This is a genomic window from Pseudoalteromonas aquimarina (genome assembly GCF_049257255.1).
Classification (GTDB): domain Bacteria; phylum Pseudomonadota; class Gammaproteobacteria; order Enterobacterales; family Alteromonadaceae; genus Pseudoalteromonas.
In genome coordinates this window covers 240,690-260,107 of the sequence record NZ_JBMMUG010000002.1, presented here as the reverse complement: position 1 = coordinate 260,107, position 19,418 = coordinate 240,690, and the positions used below count along the sequence as shown (strand labels likewise).

Annotated in this window: 19 protein-coding genes and 1 tRNA gene; 15 read left to right on the top strand and 5 right to left on the bottom strand. The window is 39.1% G+C overall.

Annotation, left to right across the window (positions count from 1 at the left end):
* Window positions 1–5 precede the first annotated feature (5 nt).
* The 4 genes from relA (at window position 6) to eno (ending at window position 6,130) form a co-directional block, all read left to right on the top strand.
* On the top strand, window positions 6–2,192 hold the full coding sequence (gene relA, locus AAEU29_RS06135; protein ID WP_421972496.1) for a GTP diphosphokinase: 2,187 nt from the start codon (window positions 6–8) through the stop codon (window positions 2,190–2,192).
* Between the two features lie 8 nt (window positions 2,193–2,200).
* Window positions 2,201–2,992: a nucleoside triphosphate pyrophosphohydrolase gene (gene mazG, locus AAEU29_RS06130; protein WP_421972495.1), complete on the top strand. Its 792-nt coding sequence runs from the start codon at window positions 2,201–2,203 to the stop codon at window positions 2,990–2,992.
* Window positions 2,993–3,097: 105 nt separating this feature from the next.
* Entirely contained in the window at window positions 3,098–4,732 is a 1,635-nt protein-coding gene (pyrG, locus tag AAEU29_RS06125) for a CTP synthase (RefSeq protein ID WP_421972494.1), read from the top strand.
* A gap of 105 nt (window positions 4,733–4,837) precedes the next feature.
* A complete protein-coding gene (gene eno, locus AAEU29_RS06120; protein WP_421972493.1) occupies window positions 4,838–6,130 on the top strand; it encodes a phosphopyruvate hydratase in 1,293 nt (430 codons plus the stop codon).
* 135 nt (window positions 6,131–6,265) lie between these two features.
* Here eno and mutH read toward each other — a convergent pair whose 3' ends face one another.
* On the bottom strand, window positions 6,266–6,943 hold the full coding sequence (gene mutH, locus AAEU29_RS06115) for a DNA mismatch repair endonuclease MutH (RefSeq protein ID WP_274761164.1): 678 nt from the start codon (window positions 6,941–6,943) through the stop codon (window positions 6,266–6,268).
* A gap of 419 nt (window positions 6,944–7,362) precedes the next feature.
* On the opposite strand from mutH, the gene rppH reads away from it, so the two are divergent.
* From rppH to AAEU29_RS06065, 10 genes are all read left to right on the top strand, one after another.
* Window positions 7,363–7,872, top strand: coding sequence for an RNA pyrophosphohydrolase (gene rppH, locus AAEU29_RS06110; protein WP_274761166.1), 510 nt, complete (start codon window positions 7,363–7,365; stop codon window positions 7,870–7,872).
* 14 nt (window positions 7,873–7,886) lie between these two features.
* Window positions 7,887–10,163, top strand: a complete 2,277-nt coding sequence (gene ptsP, locus AAEU29_RS06105; RefSeq protein ID WP_421972492.1) for a phosphoenolpyruvate--protein phosphotransferase — start codon at window positions 7,887–7,889, stop codon at window positions 10,161–10,163.
* A gap of 14 nt (window positions 10,164–10,177) precedes the next feature.
* Window positions 10,178–10,981 (top strand): sulfite exporter TauE/SafE family protein, encoded by an 804-nt coding sequence (locus AAEU29_RS06100; RefSeq protein WP_421972491.1) that lies wholly within the window; start codon window positions 10,178–10,180, stop codon window positions 10,979–10,981.
* A gap of 18 nt (window positions 10,982–10,999) precedes the next feature.
* Complete coding sequence (gene lgt, locus AAEU29_RS06095; RefSeq protein ID WP_421972490.1) at window positions 11,000–11,791, top strand: prolipoprotein diacylglyceryl transferase; 792 nt, start codon at window positions 11,000–11,002, stop codon at window positions 11,789–11,791.
* Window positions 11,788–12,639 (top strand): thymidylate synthase, encoded by an 852-nt coding sequence (locus AAEU29_RS06090; RefSeq protein WP_421972489.1) that lies wholly within the window; start codon window positions 11,788–11,790, stop codon window positions 12,637–12,639. Before lgt ends, AAEU29_RS06090 begins: the two co-directional genes overlap by 4 nt.
* A 23-nt stretch (window positions 12,640–12,662) precedes the next feature.
* Window positions 12,663–13,541, top strand: a complete 879-nt coding sequence (gene galU / locus AAEU29_RS06085; RefSeq protein ID WP_421972488.1) for a UTP--glucose-1-phosphate uridylyltransferase GalU — start codon at window positions 12,663–12,665, stop codon at window positions 13,539–13,541.
* Between the two features lie 94 nt (window positions 13,542–13,635).
* Window positions 13,636–14,235, top strand: a complete 600-nt coding sequence (locus tag AAEU29_RS06080; protein ID WP_421972487.1) for a FlgO family outer membrane protein — start codon at window positions 13,636–13,638, stop codon at window positions 14,233–14,235.
* Window positions 14,235–14,891 carry a FlgO family outer membrane protein gene (locus AAEU29_RS06075; RefSeq protein ID WP_421972486.1) on the top strand — a complete coding sequence of 219 codons (657 nt, stop codon included), beginning with the start codon at window positions 14,235–14,237 and terminating at the stop codon, window positions 14,889–14,891. Before AAEU29_RS06080 ends, AAEU29_RS06075 begins: the two co-directional genes overlap by 1 nt.
* 10 nt (window positions 14,892–14,901) lie before the next feature.
* Window positions 14,902–15,462, top strand: a complete 561-nt coding sequence (locus AAEU29_RS06070; protein WP_421972485.1) for a FlgO family outer membrane protein — start codon at window positions 14,902–14,904, stop codon at window positions 15,460–15,462.
* An 82-nt stretch (window positions 15,463–15,544) separates the two neighbouring features.
* Window positions 15,545–15,621, top strand: a tRNA-Arg gene (locus AAEU29_RS06065).
* A 403-nt stretch (window positions 15,622–16,024) separates the two neighbouring features.
* Here the strand turns inward: AAEU29_RS06065 and AAEU29_RS06060 are convergent.
* A complete protein-coding gene (locus AAEU29_RS06060; protein ID WP_421972484.1) occupies window positions 16,025–17,206 on the bottom strand; it encodes a flagellar assembly protein T N-terminal domain-containing protein in 1,182 nt (393 codons plus the stop codon).
* 76 nt (window positions 17,207–17,282) lie between these two features.
* On the opposite strand from AAEU29_RS06060, the gene AAEU29_RS06055 reads away from it, so the two are divergent.
* Window positions 17,283–17,747, top strand: a complete 465-nt coding sequence (locus AAEU29_RS06055; protein ID WP_421972483.1) for an LPP20 family lipoprotein — start codon at window positions 17,283–17,285, stop codon at window positions 17,745–17,747.
* A 35-nt stretch (window positions 17,748–17,782) separates the two neighbouring features.
* Here AAEU29_RS06055 and flgN read toward each other — a convergent pair whose 3' ends face one another.
* From flgN to flgA, 3 genes are all read right to left on the bottom strand, one after another.
* Window positions 17,783–18,196, bottom strand: a complete 414-nt coding sequence (flgN, locus tag AAEU29_RS06050) for a flagellar export chaperone FlgN (protein WP_421972482.1) — start codon at window positions 18,194–18,196, stop codon at window positions 17,783–17,785.
* Between the two features lie 3 nt (window positions 18,197–18,199).
* On the bottom strand, window positions 18,200–18,520 hold the full coding sequence (flgM, locus tag AAEU29_RS06045) for a flagellar biosynthesis anti-sigma factor FlgM (RefSeq protein WP_421972481.1): 321 nt from the start codon (window positions 18,518–18,520) through the stop codon (window positions 18,200–18,202).
* A gap of 131 nt (window positions 18,521–18,651) precedes the next feature.
* Window positions 18,652–19,368 carry a flagellar basal body P-ring formation chaperone FlgA gene (gene flgA / locus AAEU29_RS06040; RefSeq protein WP_421972480.1) on the bottom strand — a complete coding sequence of 239 codons (717 nt, stop codon included), beginning with the start codon at window positions 19,366–19,368 and terminating at the stop codon, window positions 18,652–18,654.
* Between the last annotated feature and the right edge of the window lie 50 nt (window positions 19,369–19,418).

Below are 19,418 nucleotides of genomic sequence, written 5' to 3'. Positions count from 1 at the left end.
TAGACATGGTATCCATTAGGCAATCTCACTTACTTTCTAATGTAGAGAGCTTTAATGCTTGGTTAGAAATGCTTGCATTAAGTCATGAGAAGCAAGAGCAGCTTGAACGAGCCTATGACTATTGCCTAGCATTTTGTGAGCAAAAAAAGCTAGAAAGTGAGTTTGAAGCGAGTTTGCCTGCCAGCAAGGAAATTGTCGAAATTCTTGCTGAACTTAATATGGATGCGGAAACTCTATTAACAGCATTTTTAACTCCTTTGTATTTGAGTAAAAAATTAGACAAAGAACACCTAGCTAAACATTTTTCGAAATCAGTGGTTGAACTGTTAACGGGTGTTAAGCAAATGGCAGCACTTGGTGCGTTAAGCTTCCAAGGTAAGGGCAGTACACAAATCGATAATATCCGCCGCATGTTACTAGCAATGGTAGAAGATGTGCGCGCGGTGGTGATTAAATTGGCACAGCAAGTGTGCCTACTGCGCGAGCTTAAAAATGCCAGCGAAGAAGAGCGCGTTATTGCTGCAAAAGAAACCGACAATATATTCGCACCACTGGCGAACCGTTTAGGTATAGGCCAATTAAAGTGGGAGCTTGAAGATCTTTCACTGCGTTATCTTCACCCAGAAAAATACAAAGAAATAGCCAAATTACTCGATGATAAGCGTATTGCACGCGAAAGTTATATGAGCAATATGGTGGCGCTGGTTAAAGCTAAATTGGCTGATGCGGGTATTGAAGCTGAAGTGTACGGTCGTCCAAAGCACATCTATAGCATCTACAAGAAGATGCAAAATAAAAACTACGAGTTTGATCAGCTCTTTGATATTCGCGCAATGCGCGTGGTGGTTAACGAACTGCAAGATTGTTACGGTGCACTGGGTATTGTGCACACCAACTGGCGTCATCTCAATAAAGAATTTGATGATTACATTGCCACGCCAAAAGCTAATGGCTATCAATCTATTCATACGGTCGTGTTTGGCCCAGAAGGTAAAACCGTTGAAATACAAATTCGCACCGAAGCCATGCACCAAGATGCAGAGCTTGGTGTTGCTGCCCATTGGCTTTATAAAGAAGGTTCACTGCCTGGTAAAAACTCGGGCTATGAGCAAAAAATTAGCTGGTTGAGAAAACTGCTGCAATGGCAAGAAGAAGTTGTTGACGATGAAGAGTTTGCTGAAGAGCTTAAAAACCAAGTGGTTGAAGACCGTGTATATGTGTTTACACCGCGCGGCGATATTCTAGATTTACCAACTGGAGCAACACCACTTGATTTTGCCTACTATATTCATTCAAATGTAGGGCACCGCTGCATTGGCGCCAAAGTATTTGGCAAAATTGTGCCTTTTACTCATGAACTTCACACTGGCGACCAAGTTGAAATTCTTACACAAAAAGAGCCGAACCCAAGTCGAGATTGGTTAAATCCATCTTTAGGGTACGTAAAATCATCGCGTGCGCGCTCTAAAATTCACCATTGGTTTAAGCAGCAAGACAGAGATAAAAACTTAGCTGCAGGTAAAGAAATACTTGATACTGAACTAGCAAAGCTTAATTTACAAACCAAAGATTTAAAACCGGCATTAACGCGTTTTAACTTGAATTCAATTGAAGACTTACAAGTAGCTGTGGGTGCAGCTGATGTTCGCATAAATCAGTTGATTAACTTTTTGCAAAATAAACATTTGCCACAGGACGATGAATTACCAAAATTCCGCAAATCAACCAAACCGCGTAAAGGTGATAAAAACGGAATTGTGGTAGAAGGTGTAGGTAGTTTGCTAAGCCATGTTGCCAAGTGTTGCGAGCCTGTGCCAGGTGACAGTGTTCAAGGCTTTATCACCCAAGGGCGTGGTATTGCTGTGCACCGCAGTGACTGTGAGCAGTTAGAACATTTACGTGGTCAGTTTCCAGAGCGCTTTATTGATGTTAGTTGGGCTGATGAAGTGTGCGAGCACTATGCGGTAACTATTCGCATTGAGGCAAATGACCGTCAAGGATTAATGCGTGATATCTCTTCTGTACTAGCCAATGAAAAAACCAATGTACTGAACATGAATTTGCAAACTAATAACGAGCGACAAATTGCGATTTTTGAAATGAAAGTCGAAATTAGTAACATCGATCAAATGAACAAACTACTTGTTAAGCTATCGCAAGTGGATGATGTTTTTTCAGCGGTTAGAACATAGAGAGCACTATGAGCCAAAGTCACAATATCGATATTTTGCTAAATATCATGTCTAAGCTCCGCGACCCTGACGGCGGTTGTCCTTGGGATTTAAAGCAAGACTTTGCGTCAATTGTGCCGCATACCCTTGAAGAAGCATATGAAGTGGCAGAATGTATTGAGCATGAGCAGTTTCTTGAATTAAAAGACGAGTTGGGTGATTTACTATTTCAAATCGTTTTTTATGCGCAGCTTGGGAAAGAGCAGCAGTTATTTAATTTTGACGATGTGGTTGCCGCTATTTGCGATAAATTAGTACGCCGTCATCCGCATGTATTTGCGAACGAAGAAGTGCTTTCAGAAGAGCAATTGAAAGCAAACTGGGAAGCGCAAAAAGCGGGTGAACGCAAGCAAAAAACGTTGGTGAATATTCTCGATGATATTCCCCATGCATTACCTGCATTATCGCGCGCGCAAAAAATTCAAAAACGAGTTGCGAGCGTTGGCTTTGATTGGCCCTCAATAACAGGGGCGCTTGATAAAGTGGAAGAAGAGTTTCAAGAAGTACGCGAAGAGCTTGAAACAAACGCGCCTGATGAAAAGTTGGCAGAAGAGCTTGGTGATTTGATGTTTGCTTTGGTGAATGTAATTCGCCATGCTGGTTTTAATGCAGAACACGTGCTGCGCAATGCAAATAACAAGTTTACTCGCCGTTTTAACCAAGTGGAATTAACAATCTCTAAATCCAAACCGATGAAAGAAGCAACCCTTGAAGAAATGGAAGCAGTTTGGCAGCGAGTGAAAAAGCTTGAGAAAGCGTAAATTTCATTTGAGCAAAATGGCAACTTTTAGTATAATGTTTTCCCGTCTTGTTGATTGCCTTTAACGGCAATATTGTCTATTAATTCCTGACATCTTAGGGTTCACATGAATACAAAATTTATCTTCGTTACAGGCGGGGTTGTTTCCTCCTTGGGTAAAGGTATTGCTGCAGCGTCACTAGCTGCTATTTTAGAAGCGCGCGGTCTTAACGTTACGATTCTAAAGCTTGATCCTTACATTAATGTTGATCCTGGCACTATGAGCCCTATCCAGCACGGTGAAGTATTTGTTACCGAAGACGGTGCTGAGACTGACCTAGATTTAGGTCACTATGAGCGTTTTATTCGCACTAAAATGACTAAGCGTAATAACTTTACGCAAGGTCGTGTTTTTGAAGACGTATTACGTCGAGAGCGTCGTGGTGAGTTCCTTGGCGCTACTATTCAGGTGATCCCACATATTACTAACGATATCAAACGTCGTGTACTTGATGGTGCTGAAGGTTATGATATTGCAATTGTTGAAGTAGGCGGCACGGTAGGTGATATTGAGTCACAACCTTTCCTTGAAGCACTTCGTCAATTAGGTACTGAATTAGGACGTGAATCTGCGCTTTACATGCATTTAACACTAGTACCTTTCCTTGGTGCTGCAGGTGAAGTTAAAACTAAACCAACACAACACTCTGTAAAAGAGTTACGTTCGATTGGTATTCAACCTGATATTCTAATTTGTCGTTCTGATCGTCAAATTCCACCAAATGAGCGTGCAAAGATTGCGTTATTCACTAACGTTGAAGAAAAAGCAGTTATCTCATTAAAAGATGTCGACAGTATTTATAAAATTCCTGCGCTGCTTAAGTCGCAAGGTCTTGATGATTTAGTATGTCGTCGTTTCTACATTGAAAGACCTGAAGCAGACCTTTCTGAGTGGGAACAAGTGCTATATCAAGAGTCAAATCCAAATGGTGAAGTGACAATTGGTATGGTTGGTAAATACATTGAATTACCAGATGCCTACAAATCAGTAAACGAAGCATTAAAGCATGCAGGCCTTAAAAATCGTGTAACAGTAAACATCAAGTATGTTGACTCACAAGATGTTGAAACAAAAGGTGTTGAAGTTTTAGCTGGTCTTGACGGTATTCTAGTTCCGGGCGGCTTTGGTGGTCGTGGTGTAGAAGGTAAGATTTTAACGGCACAATACGCACGTGAAAACAAAGTACCATACCTAGGTATTTGTTTAGGTATGCAGGTTGCTCTAATTGAATTTGCACGAAATGTTGCAGGCCTTGAAGGCGCGAACTCATCTGAGTTTGATGCAGACGCTGAACATAAAGTAATTGGTTTAATTACTGAGTGGTTAGATAAAGAAGGTAACGTTGAGCAACGTTCTGAAGAGTCAGACCTTGGCGGTACAATGCGTCTAGGTTCGCAAAAGTGTCACTTAGTTGAAGGCACTAAAGCACGTGAAGTATACGGCGCGCCAGAAATTTTCGAACGTCACCGTCACAGATACGAAGTGAACAACCACTACGTTGAGCAACTAGAGAAAGCTGGTCTTGTTTTCTCAGGCTTATCGGAAGATAAGAAGCTGGTGGAAATGATTGAGCATCCAAATCACCCGTGGTTTGTGGCTGCACAGTTCCACCCGGAGTTTACTTCAACTCCTCGCGATGGCCATCGTTTATTTGAAGGCTTCGTGGGTGCGGCGTTCGCTGCGCAAAAAGACGAAAAGTAATTGTTAAGCCGTGACCTATGTCGCGGCTTTTTTATTTAAACTGCCTGTGATTTTGAACCCTTCACAGGCTTAGCACAACAACCTTTATGGGAAAGAGGATATAAGATGTCTGAAATCGTAAAAGTCATTGGTCGTGAAGTAATGGATTCACGTGGTAACCCAACTGTTGAAGCTGAAGTACATTTAGCAAATGGCATTTGGGGTCGTGCATGTGCACCATCAGGCGCATCAACGGGTACCCGCGAAGCATTAGAACTTCGTGATGGTGACAAGAGCCGTTACTTAGGTAAAGGTGTTTTAAATGCGGTGAATTTCATCAATGGTCCAATCGCTGACGCTTTAATCGGCAAAAACTCTCACCAGCAAAAAGACATTGATGGCATCATGATTGATCTTGATGGCACAGAAAACAAAGAAAAACTGGGCGCGAACGCGATTCTAGCTGTTTCTCTAGCAAATGCTAAAGCAGCAGCACAAGACAAAGGTCAAGAGTTATTCGAGCACATTGCTGAACTAAACGGTACGCCGGGTAAGTTCTCAATGCCAGTACCTATGATGAACATCATCAACGGTGGTGAGCATGCAGATAACAACGTAGACATTCAAGAGTTTATGGTTCAGCCAGTAGGCGCACCTAACTTTAAAGAAGCACTTCGCATGGGTGCAGAAATCTTCCACAGCCTGAAGAAAGTACTTAGTGCACGTGGCCTAAACACAGCTGTTGGTGATGAAGGTGGTTTTGCACCTAACTTATCATCTAACGAAGAAGCGCTTGCTGTAATCGTTGAAGCGGTTGAAGCTGCTGGCTACAAAATGAATGAAGATGTAACGCTTGCGCTAGACTGTGCTTCATCTGAATTCTATACAGACGGCAAGTACGACCTTAAAGGCGAAGGTAAAGTATTCGATTCAGAAGGTTTTGCTGACTTCCTAGCGGATCTTTCTGCACGTTACCCAATTGTATCTATTGAAGACGGCTTAGATGAAAGCGACTGGGCTGGTTGGAAAGTACTAACAGATAAGATTGGCGACAAACTACAGCTAGTTGGTGACGATTTATTCGTAACTAATACGAAGATCTTAAAGCGTGGTATTGATGAAAAGATTGGTAACTCAATCTTAATCAAGTTCAACCAAATTGGTTCACTTACAGAAACACTTGAAGCGATTCAAATGGCGCATGAAGCTGGCTTTACAGCGGTTATCTCGCACCGTTCAGGTGAAACTGAAGACGCAACTATTGCTGATTTAGCAGTGGGTACTGCGGCAGGCCAAATTAAGACTGGTTCACTTTGTCGTTCTGACCGTGTTGCTAAGTACAACCAACTTCTTCGTATCGAAGAGAAGTTAGGTGAAAAAGCGATTTACAATGGTCGTAGCGAAATCAAAGGTCAATAATTGATATTTGATTTGTAGCTAAAAAAACCGCTGTTTTTACAGCGGTTTTTTATTTTGTAGATTTCAGATTTCAGATTTCAGATTTCAGATTTCAGATTTCAGGTTTTTTCTTAATCCTAAACTCTAAAAGCTTTTTTACCCACCACCAAACTGCTTGGCTAAAATTTGCTTGGTAAATTCGGTTTTTAGGTAGTAACCGCGTGGTAAGGTCATAATCTCGCTGCCATTTGGGCCTATTGCTTGAGTCAGTGCTTTACTGTTTGCTGCTTTTGGGCGAAGTTGCAGTACTTGACCAAAATGCCCGTTTACTTGCTCAATATTGCCAAGGGCAATCATTTCAGTGAGTTCTTCCCAATCTTTTTTTAGTAAGGCTTCTTCTTGCTGACTGGGCTTCCATAAAAAACCATTTCCGATAATACGATCGGTTGGTGCGAGATCGCGCTCAGATAAAATCGGTAACCACAAAACGTGAGAAAGCTTTTTCTTTACCACAGAATTTTGCCAAGTCACACCATGGAGATTTGTAAGAGGTGTGATTGAAACATAGGTGGTTTCTAAGGGTTTTCCGGTGTAAGAGATAGGCAGTGTTTTAAGCTCCACGCCTAAATGTGGAAAATCAGGTTCAGGCTTTGACGCTGCAGTCGCGCCAAGCACATACTCAATCAGTTGACCAATCCAACCTTTCTCTCTCAGCAGGTTTTCAGGCGTTTTAAATGCATATTGCGCAGCAATTTCGCCAAGTGTTAATCCTGCAATAGTATTAACTCGCATCATTAACTCAGGAATGTCTCTAGGGGCGTTTGGCTTGTTCATAAAAATGCATTTAAAAATAAAAGCTAAGTTTAGCAAATATTGATTACTTGAATAACCTTAAAAGTTGAATTGCTTGTATAGAAAATGTGCTGCTTTTTGTGGGTGGTGTTTTTTTCTGGAAAAATATTTATAACTCATTGAAATTTAATGTTTTATTTTGTGTTGATGGCCGGGTCTTTGATGTTTGGTGATGTATTTATGCACTAAATACACAAATATAAACAATGTTATCCACAGAAACTGTGGAGAACTAATGGAAAATAACAGTCTATTGTGGATTTGTTTGAGAAATGTGCGTTTATTTATAATTTTATTCACAACTTGTGGGTAAGCTGAGTATATGCTGGTTTTTCATTTGCTGTTACGTAAGGATTATGGAACAATCGAGCTATATTAAGAATTAAAAGAGGCACATGCGGGTGATAGATGCCGAAGGGTTCCGTGCCAACGTTGGAATAGTTATTTGTAATAATCAGGGACAGGTATTTTGGGCTAGGCGATACGGTCAGCACTCTTGGCAATTTCCACAAGGTGGTGTTGATCAGGGCGAAACTGCCGAGCAAACCATGTACCGTGAATTGAACGAAGAAGTGGGATTGAAACCTGAAGATGTTGAAATTATCGCGAGTTCAAAACACTGGTTACGCTACAAATTGCCTAAGCGTTTAATTCGTAGAGATTCAAGTCCAGTATGTATTGGTCAGAAGCAAAAGTGGTTTTTACTAAAGTTGCGTTGTCCTGACGAAGATGTTGATTTATCGAAAACAAATCATCCTGAATTTGATGATTGGCGTTGGGTGAGTTACTGGTACCCTGTACGCCAAGTTGTTTCATTTAAACGAGATGTGTATCGTCGAGTGATGAAAGAATTTGCTCCTCATGCAATGCCATTTCATAAAAAAGAACAAGCCTGGCGACATAGGCGTTAATAAATGAGGTAACTGTGCTAACAGCATTACGAGAAATCGCGCAAAAAGTGTCGCAACAAACCAGTTTAAAAGCGGCGCTTGAGTGTTTTGTTTTAAGTGTGAAAAACACTATGAACACTGATTGCTGCTCGGTTTATTTCGCAGATTATGCGCAAGATTCTTTTGTATTAATGGCTACTGAAGGCCTTAATCCAGATGCTGTTGGCGAATTTAGAATTGGTTTCACCGAAGGTTTAGTTGGGCTTGTAGCGCAACGTGAAGAGGCCATAAACTTAGCATTTGCAAAATCCCACCCTCGCTTTAAATTAGCACCTGAAGTTGATGAAGAAAGTTTTAATGCTTTTTTAGCTGTGCCGATTGTGCATCAAGGTAAAATCCTTGGTGTTATTGTTGTACAGCAAGTACTAGCGCGAGTGTTTAGTCAAGATGAAGAATCTTTTTTAGTCACATTATCTGCACAACTCGCAGCTCAACTAGCCAACGCCGAAATTCAGCATTTGCTTGAATTTGATGAATCAGAACAAAAGACCACCTGTTTGAAGGGCTTAAGCTCTGCCCCTGGTATTGCCCTTGGAAGAGCTTATGTAGTTGCGCCAAGTATCGATTTTAGCCAATTAGAATTAATGAAATCGGATGCCCATGTAGAGCAAGTGCGTTTATTCCACCATGCAGTAATTACAACACGCAAAGAGTTTAGACGCATGGCGGCTCAGCTAGACTCTGAACTTGGACAAGAAACTTTGGCTGTGTTTACTGTTTACGAGCAGTTGCTCGAAGCGAAAAGCTTAGGTGACCAAGTAGAAGCAAAAATACATGAAGGCTGGTGTGCTAAAAGCGCTCTAAAATTAGTGATTGAAGCCCTTGTTGCGCAGTTTATGTCGATGCAAGATACCTATATTCGTGAAAGAGCCATTGATATTCAAGATATTGGTCTGAGGGTTTTACATCATCTGTTAAATAGTGAATACAAGAAACACCATTTTGATGAGCCTATTATTTTAGTGGCTGATACGGTAACACCAACAATGCTTGCTGAAATACCAAGAGAAATGTTGGCCGGGGTTGTGAGTATTAGTGGCGCGGCAAATTCACATGCATCAATACTAACGCGTGCGATGGGCATTCCAGCTATATGGGGTTTATCAGGGTTACCTATTTCGCATGTTGCGGAAAAGTATTTAATTCTAGACGCTTATGCCGGTCGAATATATATATCTCCGAGCAAGGCGCTAATTAATGAGTACACCAAGTTAAAGCGTGAGGATGCGCGTTTACACGATACCTTTGATGCTGAATATCAGTTAGAAGCTGTGACCCTTGATGGTGAAGAAATTAACTTGTATGCCAATACTGGGCTTGAAGTATCAAACGATTTAATTAATGCAAAATACCTTGATGGAATCGGCTTATACCGCACTGAAGCATGGTTTATGCAGCAAGCTTCGTTTCCAAGCCAGACAGAGCAAGAAGCTTGGTATCGCGGGATTTTAGCCGCGTATCATCCTGCACCTGTCACCATGCGTACACTGGATATTGGTGGTGATAAATCCTTAAGTTATTTTAATTTTACAGAAGAAAATCCGTTTTTAGGCTGGCGCGGTATTCGCATCAGCTTAGATCATCCTGAACTGTTTTTAGAGCAAGTAAAAGCGATGCTCAAAGCCAATATGGGCTTAGGTAATCTTAGAATTATGTTGCCTATGGTCGCTGATGTAAACGAAGTGGAATCAGCGAAACGCCTTATCCAGCAAGGTTTTTTTGAACTGCAAGAAGAGTGGGCTCCGGCTCAGGGAAAATTAGAAATGCCGCAAGTGGGCATTATGATAGAAGTACCTTCCAGTGTTTACTTATTACCTGAGTGGGCTAAGTGTGTTGATTTTTGCTCGGTTGGTAGCAACGATTTAACGCAATATATGTTAGCGGTAGATAGAACTAACTCACGCGTTGCTAATTTATTTGACAGTTACCATCCTGCAATTTTAAGGGTGTTAAATGATATTGCCATTCAATGCATTGACTATGAATTGCCTTTTAGTTTGTGTGGCGAACTTGCTGCGGATCCTGAGGGCGCACTTTTATTAGTGGCAATGGGTTATCGTGATTTAAGTATGAGCCCAAGTGCGATTAATAAAGTGAAATACGTATTAAGGCGCCTTAATGCTAGCGATATGGAATTGCTATTAAAAGAGTGTTTAGCTGCTAAAAATGCAAAACAAGTTCACCGATTGTTACGTGAATTTATTATTCATCACAATTTAAGCCAAATTCTGTATACTAGCTCCGTCCACTAAAACCTAGGTTATTCATGTCTGATATTTCGATTGTTTTTTTTAGTTGTTTAGCACTCGGGTGTTTAGTTGGCTTTTTGGCTGGTTTATTGGGAATTGGCGGCGGACTTATTATTGTCCCTGTGCTTAGCTACTTATTGTTAGCACTTGATTTAGTACCAAAAGATCAAGCCATGGTAGTTGCCATTGCTACCTCATTGGCATCCATTATTTTCACTTCATCGAGTTCAGCTTTTGCGCATCATCGCAATCAAAATATTCCTTGGAAAATTGCCCCTTGGGTATTAGTGGGTGTGTCAATTGGTGCACTTTTGAGTGGAGTGATTGCTACTGGGATTAGTAATGACACGCTGCAATTAATTTTTGCTAGCTGTGTTATTTTTATTGCCATTCGGATGATTTTACCGCATCAACCAAAAGAGCAATCAGTATTGCCGCATGGCAGTATTTTAACCCTTGGTACCAGCGTAATTGGTGCTATTTCAGGCATGGTTGGTATTGGTGGTGGCGCACTATTAGTGCCATTTTTGACGCACTTTAAACTCGATATGCGTAAAGCCATTGGTTGTGCTGCACTGAGTGGCATTTTGATCGCTACTTTTGGTGTAGTCGGGTATATTAGTTTGGGCTTACAATACCATGAAGTAAGCGAAGGATTTATTGGTTTTGTGTACTTGCCTGCATTGTTTGGCATTGTATTAACATCTGCATTTTTTGCTCAGTTTGGAGCAAAAGCAGCGCAATATTTACCTGTTAAAATAATAAAACGAATTTTTGCGGCACTGTTAGTTATTGTCGCTATTAGAATGTTAAGTAGTTAAAAGGAAAGGTGGAAATAAGTGGATTTTCCTAATATTGACCCAGTATTTATTGAGTTAGGGCCATTAAAGGTGCATTGGTATGGCATGATGTATTTAATTGCATTTGTTACTGCATCATTTTTAGCATCACGTGCTGCAAGTAAACCAAATAGTGGTTGGACAAAAGAACAAACCAGCGACTTATTATTTTATGGCATGTTAGGTGTAATTTTAGGGGGCCGTTTTGGCTATGTCTTTTTCTATCAATTCAGTTACTTTTTAGAAAACCCACTTTACCTATTTAAAATTTGGGAAGGGGGAATGTCATTCCATGGTGGTGTAATAGGTGTTGTTACAGCCATTGCATGGTTTGCTAAAAAACAGAATAAAACCCTACTAGGCGTTGGCGATTTTGTTGCGCCGTTAGTGCCTTTAGGTTTGCTTTTTGGCCGTATTGGTAACTTTATTAATGGTGAGTTGTGGGGCAGAGCATCAGATGTGCCTTGGGCGATGGTTTTTCCAACCGGCGGGCCAGTTGCACGTCACCCATCACAACTTTATGAAGCTATTTTAGAAGGCTTAGTGCTTTTTGCGATTATTCAGTTTGTGAATAGAAAACCGCGTGCTGAAGGTGTTATTGGTGGCTTATTCTTATTTGGTTACGGCTTCTTTAGATTTATTGTTGAATACTTCCGTGAGCCTGATGCGCACATTGGCCTTTATGGCGGTGTAATTTCGCAAGGACAAATTTTGTCATTGCCAATGGTATTAGCAGGTTTAGGATTGATGATTTGGGCTGTAAAGCGCCAACAAAAAGAGTGTAACGCATGAAACAGTATTTAGAGTTATGTCAGCGTATTGTTGATGAAGGCCATTGGGTTGAAAATAAACGTACGGGAATTCGTTGTTTAACTGTCGTTAATGCTGATTTAGAGTACGATGTTGCTAACAACAAATTCCCATTAATTACAACGCGTAAAAGCTTTTATAAAGCGGCTATTGCCGAACTACTAGGTTATTTACGTGGTTATGATAACGCCGCGCAATTTAGAGCTATTGGATGTAACACCTGGAACGCGAATGCTAACGAAAATAGTGCATGGCTTAATAATTCACACCGTAAAGGTGAAGATGATATGGGGCGTGTTTACGGGGTGCAAGGTCGTTCATGGCAAAAGCCAGATGGCACAACGCTTGATCAACTTAAAAAGATTGTTGATAACCTTAAAAATGGCATTGATGATCGCGCTGAAATCTTAACTTTTTACAATCCTGGTGAGTTTGATATGGGCTGCCTACGCCCATGTATGCACACACATACATTCTCACTGTTGGGCGATACGCTTTATTTAACATCTTATCAGCGTAGTTGTGATGTGCCTTTAGGGCTTAATTTTAACCAAATTCAGTGTTTCGTTTTACTTGCTTTAATGGCACAGATTTGTGGTTTAAAACCAGGTAAGGCGTACCATAAAATTGTAAATGCCCATATTTATGAAAATCAGCTGGAATTGATGCGTGATGTGCAACTTAAACGTGAACCGTTTGAGTCACCAACACTACAAATAAACCCGAATATTAAAACGCTAGTAGATATTGAAACTTGGGTCAGTACTGATGATTTTACAGTGGAAGGTTATCAATATCATGAGGCAATAAAATACCCATTTGCCGTATAAAAAGTACTAAGGAAAGAATAATAATGAAAGCAGTTATTCCTGTAGCAGGCCTTGGCACACGTATGTTGCCAGCAACCAAAGCAATTCCTAAAGAAATGCTTCCGATTGTTGATAGACCTTTAATTCAATACATTGTTGAAGAAGTTGCCGCTGCTGGTATTAAAGAAATTGTACTGGTAACCCACTCAAGTAAAAATTCGATTGAGAACCACTTTGATACGAGTTTTGAACTTGAAGCAACTTTAGAGCGCCGTGTAAAACGTCAATTACTTGAAGAAGTACAGGCAATTTGCCCAAAAGACGTGACTATTATTCATGTGCGTCAAGGTGAAGCAAAAGGGTTAGGGCATGCGGTTGAGTGTGCAAGACCAATCGTAGGGGATGCGCCTTTTGCCGTAATACTGCCAGATGTTATTTTAGATAATGCGAGCTGCAATCTAAAAAAAGATAATCTTGCTGAAATGATTACACGTTTTTCAGATTCTGGTCACAGCCAAATTATGGTTGAAAAAGTAGCTGATGAAGATGTTGATAAGTTCGGTATTGTAAATATTAATGGTAACGACTTATTACCTGGTGGTAGTACTGCAATTAAAAATATTGTGGAAAAACCCACTCGTGAAGATGCACCTTCAAACTTAGCGGTTGTTGGCCGTTATGTGCTGGATAAATCTATTTGGCCACTGCTTAAGCAAACACCACTGGGAGCAGGTAATGAAATTCAACTTACTGATGCAATTGCTATGTTAATGAAAGAGCAGCAAGTGGATGCCTATTACATGAAAGGCAAAAGCCATGATTGTGGCTCAAAATTAGGCTATATGAAAGCCAATGTTGAATATGCACTGCGCCGTGACGAACTAAAAGATGAGCTAAAAGCATATATTAAAACACTGCTTTAATTCGTTTTGGAATAGAAATAAGAAAATGCCACTTCAAAGTGGCATTTTTTTTGCTTTGCTTATAGCAGTTCACACGTATTTGAAGGCGTAATAAATGAAACAGCTTGGCTTTATAGTTTTAGCAAGTGCATTACTTTTAGGATGTGCAAATGAGCCTAAGGTCGCAGTATCTGAAGAGGCTAGAGTATTTAATAAAACGACCGTATCAGAGCGTAATCTTCATAGTTTTGCTAAGCAACTTGCGGTAAGTATGTTTGATACTATGCCAAAACTTAATGCGGATAATCGAATTGCTGTAGGAACATTTTTGCCAGAAAGTGACTTACATAATCAAACGAATGCTCAATTGGTCTCTTTGGGGAATCAGGTGCAATCAAGTTTGCAAACCCTATACACTCAAGTGGGCGCTAATGTCATTGAGTTTAAGGCTTCAGAATATATAAATATCGCCGATAACCAAGATATTATGCTATCTCGCACACAAAATGATTTGGCAAATAAGCTGGCCATTAATTATTTTTTAACTGGCACGATTAGCCAAGTTGAAAGCGGCTTTATTGTAAATGCTCGTTTAATAGACTTAATAGATAAACGCGTTGTATCGGCCGCCACTGAAATATTTCCTGCCAATATTAATTGGCAAGAAAATAAAGTATTACTCAGAGATGGAAAACTTTATAGGAGCAATTACTAATGAAAGTTTATTATTTTAAATCTTTATGTGTCGCATCGTTGACTGTTTCAATGATGGGTTGTTCGACATTTTATGCTCCTAAGGAAACTGTTGCAGCCAATGATAAAACGGCAATGCAAGTTGATAGCCGATTTCAAGCTTACAGTGCTGAGTCCTTTATGGCTAATAAAGGTTCTGTAAAAGAAATTAAGAATATTAATCACTATGTCCGTGGTCTGATGCATCAATTAGCCGACAATATTAAGTATGTTAATCAAAACACACCTATAGCTGTCATGAGTTTTGTTCTGCTTGATAGTGATCTACAAAAAACTACCTTAGTGGGCAACCAAATCGCAGAAAGTTTTGTTCATGAAGTGCATAAATTTGGATTACCTGTATTAGATTATAAAACGACAGATTTTTTTAGAATTAGTGAAGAAGGTGATTTTATATTTAGCCGTGATTATATGGAGTTGAGAACGGATCTTCCCATTGATTATGTTTTAACTGGTACTTTGACCAAACATCAGAAAGGTTATTTAGTAAACGCTAGAATTATTGGTATAAAATCGAAAGCAGTTGTTGCCTCGGCACAAGGTTTAGTGCCTGATTATGCGATCAAATCTTTACAGAATACTAAGAATAATGATGGTATTCCTCTACGAAGAGGGTGATGAGGTGATTATGAAATTATCATTTATTGTATCAGCCATTCTACTGACAGGTTGTGCAAGTAATACACAACAGCAATCTGTCGAGCCTGTTAAAAGTGAAGTGGAAACTTATCATCCTTCTTATCGTGTTTATCCAATTAATGATTATCTGTTAGATGAATATGTTGAACAGTTAGCTATAAAACTAATGGAAAATCTAGCTGCTGAGCCAGAAACAATTAGGCTAGCTGTGACTTCTTTTGTTGATCTTGATGGTTCACTTCAAACAGCCAGTCGTTTAGGTAATCAGTTAGCTGAATCTATGATTACAGAAGTTCAAGCTTTTGGTCTAAATATTGTTGATCATAAAGTAATGCCAATGGTGAGAATTGATAGTGGGGGAGACTATAGTTATTCTAGGGATGTTATGCAGTTAAATACGAAAGGACATATTAACGCTGTATTAAGTGGCACTTTGTTATATAAAGAAAATGGTGTTGTGATTAATTCAAGAATTACCAGTTTAGAAAATCAAAGTATTTTAGCAAGCGCTAAATACATTATTCCGTATAGTGTTGCATTTGATAACTGATATACAAACAGGTTTATATTAAATCAGAGTTTTATTCACCTCATATTCTTCTAAGTTATTAATAGCTATATCATTTCAATATGTTCCCGTAGCTCAGTAGGATAGAGCATTCGCCTCCTAAGCGAAGGGTTGCAGGTTCGACTCCTGCCGGGAACGCCATTAAATCCTTGAATTTCCTTTATGATTTGTTAAAAGTAAATGTGCTAGCGTAAGTTTTAACGTTACTGCTTTACTTATCTGACAGCTTATTGAATTTAATATGTTATTAAGCTTGGAAGTGAGTATTCTTGCAGTAAATTAATGACGCTTATTTATATTGATATGTTCCGCAATAGCATATTTATTTTGATAGCAAAGTGACATGTAAGTGGCTTAGTTGTGCTATTTGTGTGAGCAATCAGTGCAGTTGGCAGAACCAAAATCGACAGCCCCTAGAGCTAAGAACAGAATCGCTTTTCTTTGCACTGAAAGTGCCTCATTTCAAAAGTTTACTCTGACTATCTTTGATTAAGTCGATACAATTTTTCAACTGAGTTATTAAAAAAACGAATCCATGGTTCAATTAGAAGCTTGCTAGTGTGACTAAGTCACCTAATTGAACATTGGCTAATAACTTATCACCAATTACTTGCGCTATGGCTGTGTTTTGATTTACTTGTGTAACGCGAAGTTGGTAATCAGTGTCAATGATTAACTGCTTTTGATTAAACCCTTTGCGTAAAGCAACTTGTAATTTTTGCCCTTTTACTAGGTTATTTTCGGCGCCTAAACTAATAATAATGGTGTCGTGATCTATATTAAGAATACGTGCTTGTGCTGGTACGCAGGCAAGGTAGCTTGCTAAATCTTGGCCTAGTTTTAAATTAATATCTGTGATTTCTTGGCCATAGGGCATGGTCCAAAATTTTTCACTATTTACATCGATACGGGCTGTTTTTTTAGTCTGCCAGGTTGCAAAGCTGTCGTAACGCTTTTGCGTCATTAATTCACCTGTAAGACCGTTATATAAAGCAGTATTTAAACTAAAAAAGCGTTCAAATGCTTTATCTTGCCAAAAAGAAAGCGATGAGCTTTGTTGTTCACCTAGTGAAACATCGTCTATTTGAGAAACCCAAACAAACTGACTGTTATTTTGATCTGCAATTTGTTGAATAAGTGCGCTCGAATTTGCATCATGATGCGCTGTGAATAACGATGTTGTATTTAATTTACGGTTAATATCTGGTTTTGTGTTAAACAAATGACTGAATTGATTTAAATGGTTAACTAATTTGTTGCTGTAGGCTTTTGGCAGTTCAAAAATTTGGCCGTAGGTCGCTTGCTCAGGAAATTTAAAACCGGCTCTGGTAATTGCAATGTTCTTTTTGAGCGATGAATTTTGGCAGGTTTCACTGTCGTCTAAAATATCCAAACGCAAGGTGATTGATAATGTATCTGATGACTGGAGTTCGTCAATTACTTCAATTTGGTCGATTGCGCCATGAGAAGATATTTGCGTGGTTGGCGTTTGCCAAATACCATTGATAACTTGTTGTAAGCTATTAACTTGGGCACCAGAAAAAAGCAGTGCTTGTTGAATGGCATCTTCGGTTGCCATTAATCTTGCTTGCTCAATATCACCATTCCTAATTTTGGCTTGTCCTGTCGATTCATACCAAACAGCATGACTTGAAAAACTCACAAATATCAGCAGTGCGATTAAGCGCATAGTTAATGTCTCTAGAAAAATAGTGATTTTTAACATTCAATTTCTATACCAAACTTCAACTGGCTTAAAAATTGCTTCAAAGGGTTTAGATACCTATATGATGGTGATAAGCATGTCGAAACATTTTTTACAAACAACGATTATTTCAAGCGTTTTATTGCTTGCAGGTTGTAGTCAATTATTTGATAAACATATTGAATACGAATATCAAAAACCTGATAGTTTTCCGGTATTACATGCTGTTGGTTATGCTCCAATAAGTTTACAACCAGGTGCAACTGAAGAGCAAAAAGCGATTATGGCAATGAAGGCTTCAAAACTAGAGGCCTATCGAGAACTCGCTGAACAAGTGTATGGGCAAAAAGTTGACGCACAGACAAATGTTCAAGGTATGGTTGCTAGTAACGATACATTAAAAGTTCGGGTTCAAGGAGTTGTGCGTGGTGCTAAAGTCACTAAAAGTTATGCTGTAGGTGATACCTATGCAACTGAGGTTGAGCTTGATATGAAGCTAGTACATGATCTCTATATTGGTCAAACAAAACCACGAAGCGTAAAAAAAGTGACCTACTTTTAATTGTTGGTCACTTTCATTTCAGAAGATTTAAAATCTTAAGCTTTTAATCCACGGGCAATAGGATTAGGTAGAGAGATAGATTTACCCGTTTTATCGTATCCTGATTGGTTTTTACCAAACAAAATATCTTTTAACTTTTGCGACGCAAGTTGACTTTGATTTGCCGCAACTTGGTTCACATCATTTTGCTTTTTACATTCTGCAAGTGACTGATTAATTTTACTTATCATTTCTTGATAAGTTGCAACATCAGTACCTGCTTGCTCGAAAAATTTAGCAATATGTTGATCTCGCTGTTGAATTGAACGCAGCGATTCTACTTTTTTTTCCACAACAGATATTAATGATTCATGATCGCGTGACACAATTGCATCTAGCTCTTGTGTTAGTAGTTGAGCCATTTCATTCAGCTCATCTAGTTGTTGCGATAATATCTGTTCTAAATTCATTCGTTATCGGCCAAAAAGTTTAAATTCTAATTTATTGATGTTTTCAGCAAGTTTTTCAGCGTCAATTTTGTATTCACCATTAGCAATTGCTTTTTTAAGCTCATTTACTTTCTTTTGGTCAACACCTGATGCTTGTTCTGCTTTTTCGTTAAGCTTTTTCAATTGTTGAGCCTGTGGCGTAATGCTAACAGAGTCACTAGTTGCTTTTGCTGTTGCAGTATTTACTTGCACCTGCTTGTTTGCTGATTCAGTTGCTTGTTGCTTGGTACTTTCAAGCCTGACATTAGCTTGGCTGTTTGAGCCTTGATTTATCTGATTAACCATGACATTTCTCTCTACTAAGATTTCTCATCCTAGTTATCGGCATATAAGGTACAACCTTTAATAAAAAAATGGATATTTTTTTAAATTTTATAACCTATTATTTAACCTGAATTTTATCTTTTAGTACAGTGTTAAATAATCACTTTAACTTGTTGAGCATTGGTTACTTGGGCTTGTATTTTCTTGCCTGACTTTACATTTTTAATTGCAATATTGTCACCCACTCGGCCATCTTCCAAAGCTTCTCCTAGAGTTTTAATTGTCATACCTTTAAAACTTGCAAGAATAGTTACCTTATCACCTTTGCAGACATTGCATATGTAATTGTAGTTAATAGATTGGCCAGCGCGAACATTTCGTTTACTGCGTCCACCAATTAAAAATTGTTTAGATTTATATTGGTTAGAACGTGAAAGATGTTTTGCTACTTTTTTGGTCGCGAGATGTTGGGCTGTAATTTTCTGGCCTTTACTGATCCCTTTTGCAGCCGTAATAACTTCAACCAGCTCCAATTGACGTGTATAAACGAATACTTGCCAAGAATTTTGATCTAAACACTTAATTTTTATAGTAGATTGCCGATTATTATCTATAGGGTTTGCAGCACTTAACTGAAGTGGTGTGTCGCAATCACGTGTTTCGATACGTGAATCGAGAGGTAATGCAGTAATTGAAAGCTCTGAATTAGTCATTTCTGAGCTGTTTGCTTGCACTTGTTGACTGACAAAATCAATCGCCATTTGTTGCAACTCTAATTTTGTATATGCTTTTGCTTTGAGTGAAGTCATAGCAAGAGACGCAATTTGTATTAAAATGAATAAATACAGGTTTTTTTTAAACAAACTCATAATGTTTCGACTATGCTTTATGGGTAAAACAAGGTATAACTTCACAGTGT

Excerpts from the sequence above, each read along its gene's own strand:
- mutH (WP_274761164.1), bottom strand. The coding sequence starts at position 6,943 with ATGAACAAGCCAAACGCCCCTAGAGACATTCCTGAGTTAATGATGCGA.
- galU (WP_421972488.1), top strand. The coding sequence starts at position 12,663 with ATGAAAGCAGTTATTCCTGTAGCAGGCCTTGGCACACGTATGTTGCCA.
- AAEU29_RS06100 (WP_421972491.1), top strand. The coding sequence starts at position 10,178 with ATGTCTGATATTTCGATTGTTTTTTTTAGTTGTTTAGCACTCGGGTGT.
- flgM (WP_421972481.1), bottom strand. The coding sequence starts at position 18,520 with ATGGTTAATCAGATAAATCAAGGCTCAAACAGCCAAGCTAATGTCAGG.
- AAEU29_RS06080 (WP_421972487.1), top strand. The coding sequence starts at position 13,636 with ATGAAACAGCTTGGCTTTATAGTTTTAGCAAGTGCATTACTTTTAGGA.
- eno (WP_421972493.1), top strand. The coding sequence starts at position 4,838 with ATGTCTGAAATCGTAAAAGTCATTGGTCGTGAAGTAATGGATTCACGT.
- flgN (WP_421972482.1), bottom strand. The coding sequence starts at position 18,196 with ATGAATTTAGAACAGATATTATCGCAACAACTAGATGAGCTGAATGAA.
- AAEU29_RS06075 (WP_421972486.1), top strand. The coding sequence starts at position 14,235 with ATGAAAGTTTATTATTTTAAATCTTTATGTGTCGCATCGTTGACTGTT.
- AAEU29_RS06090 (WP_421972489.1), top strand. The coding sequence starts at position 11,788 with ATGAAACAGTATTTAGAGTTATGTCAGCGTATTGTTGATGAAGGCCAT.
- relA (WP_421972496.1), top strand. The coding sequence starts at position 6 with ATGGTATCCATTAGGCAATCTCACTTACTTTCTAATGTAGAGAGCTTT.
- AAEU29_RS06055 (WP_421972483.1), top strand. The coding sequence starts at position 17,283 with ATGTCGAAACATTTTTTACAAACAACGATTATTTCAAGCGTTTTATTG.
- flgA (WP_421972480.1), bottom strand. The coding sequence starts at position 19,368 with ATGAGTTTGTTTAAAAAAAACCTGTATTTATTCATTTTAATACAAATT.
- AAEU29_RS06070 (WP_421972485.1), top strand. The coding sequence starts at position 14,902 with ATGAAATTATCATTTATTGTATCAGCCATTCTACTGACAGGTTGTGCA.
- pyrG (WP_421972494.1), top strand. The coding sequence starts at position 3,098 with ATGAATACAAAATTTATCTTCGTTACAGGCGGGGTTGTTTCCTCCTTG.
- AAEU29_RS06060 (WP_421972484.1), bottom strand. The coding sequence starts at position 17,206 with ATGTTAAAAATCACTATTTTTCTAGAGACATTAACTATGCGCTTAATC.
- mazG (WP_421972495.1), top strand. The coding sequence starts at position 2,201 with ATGAGCCAAAGTCACAATATCGATATTTTGCTAAATATCATGTCTAAG.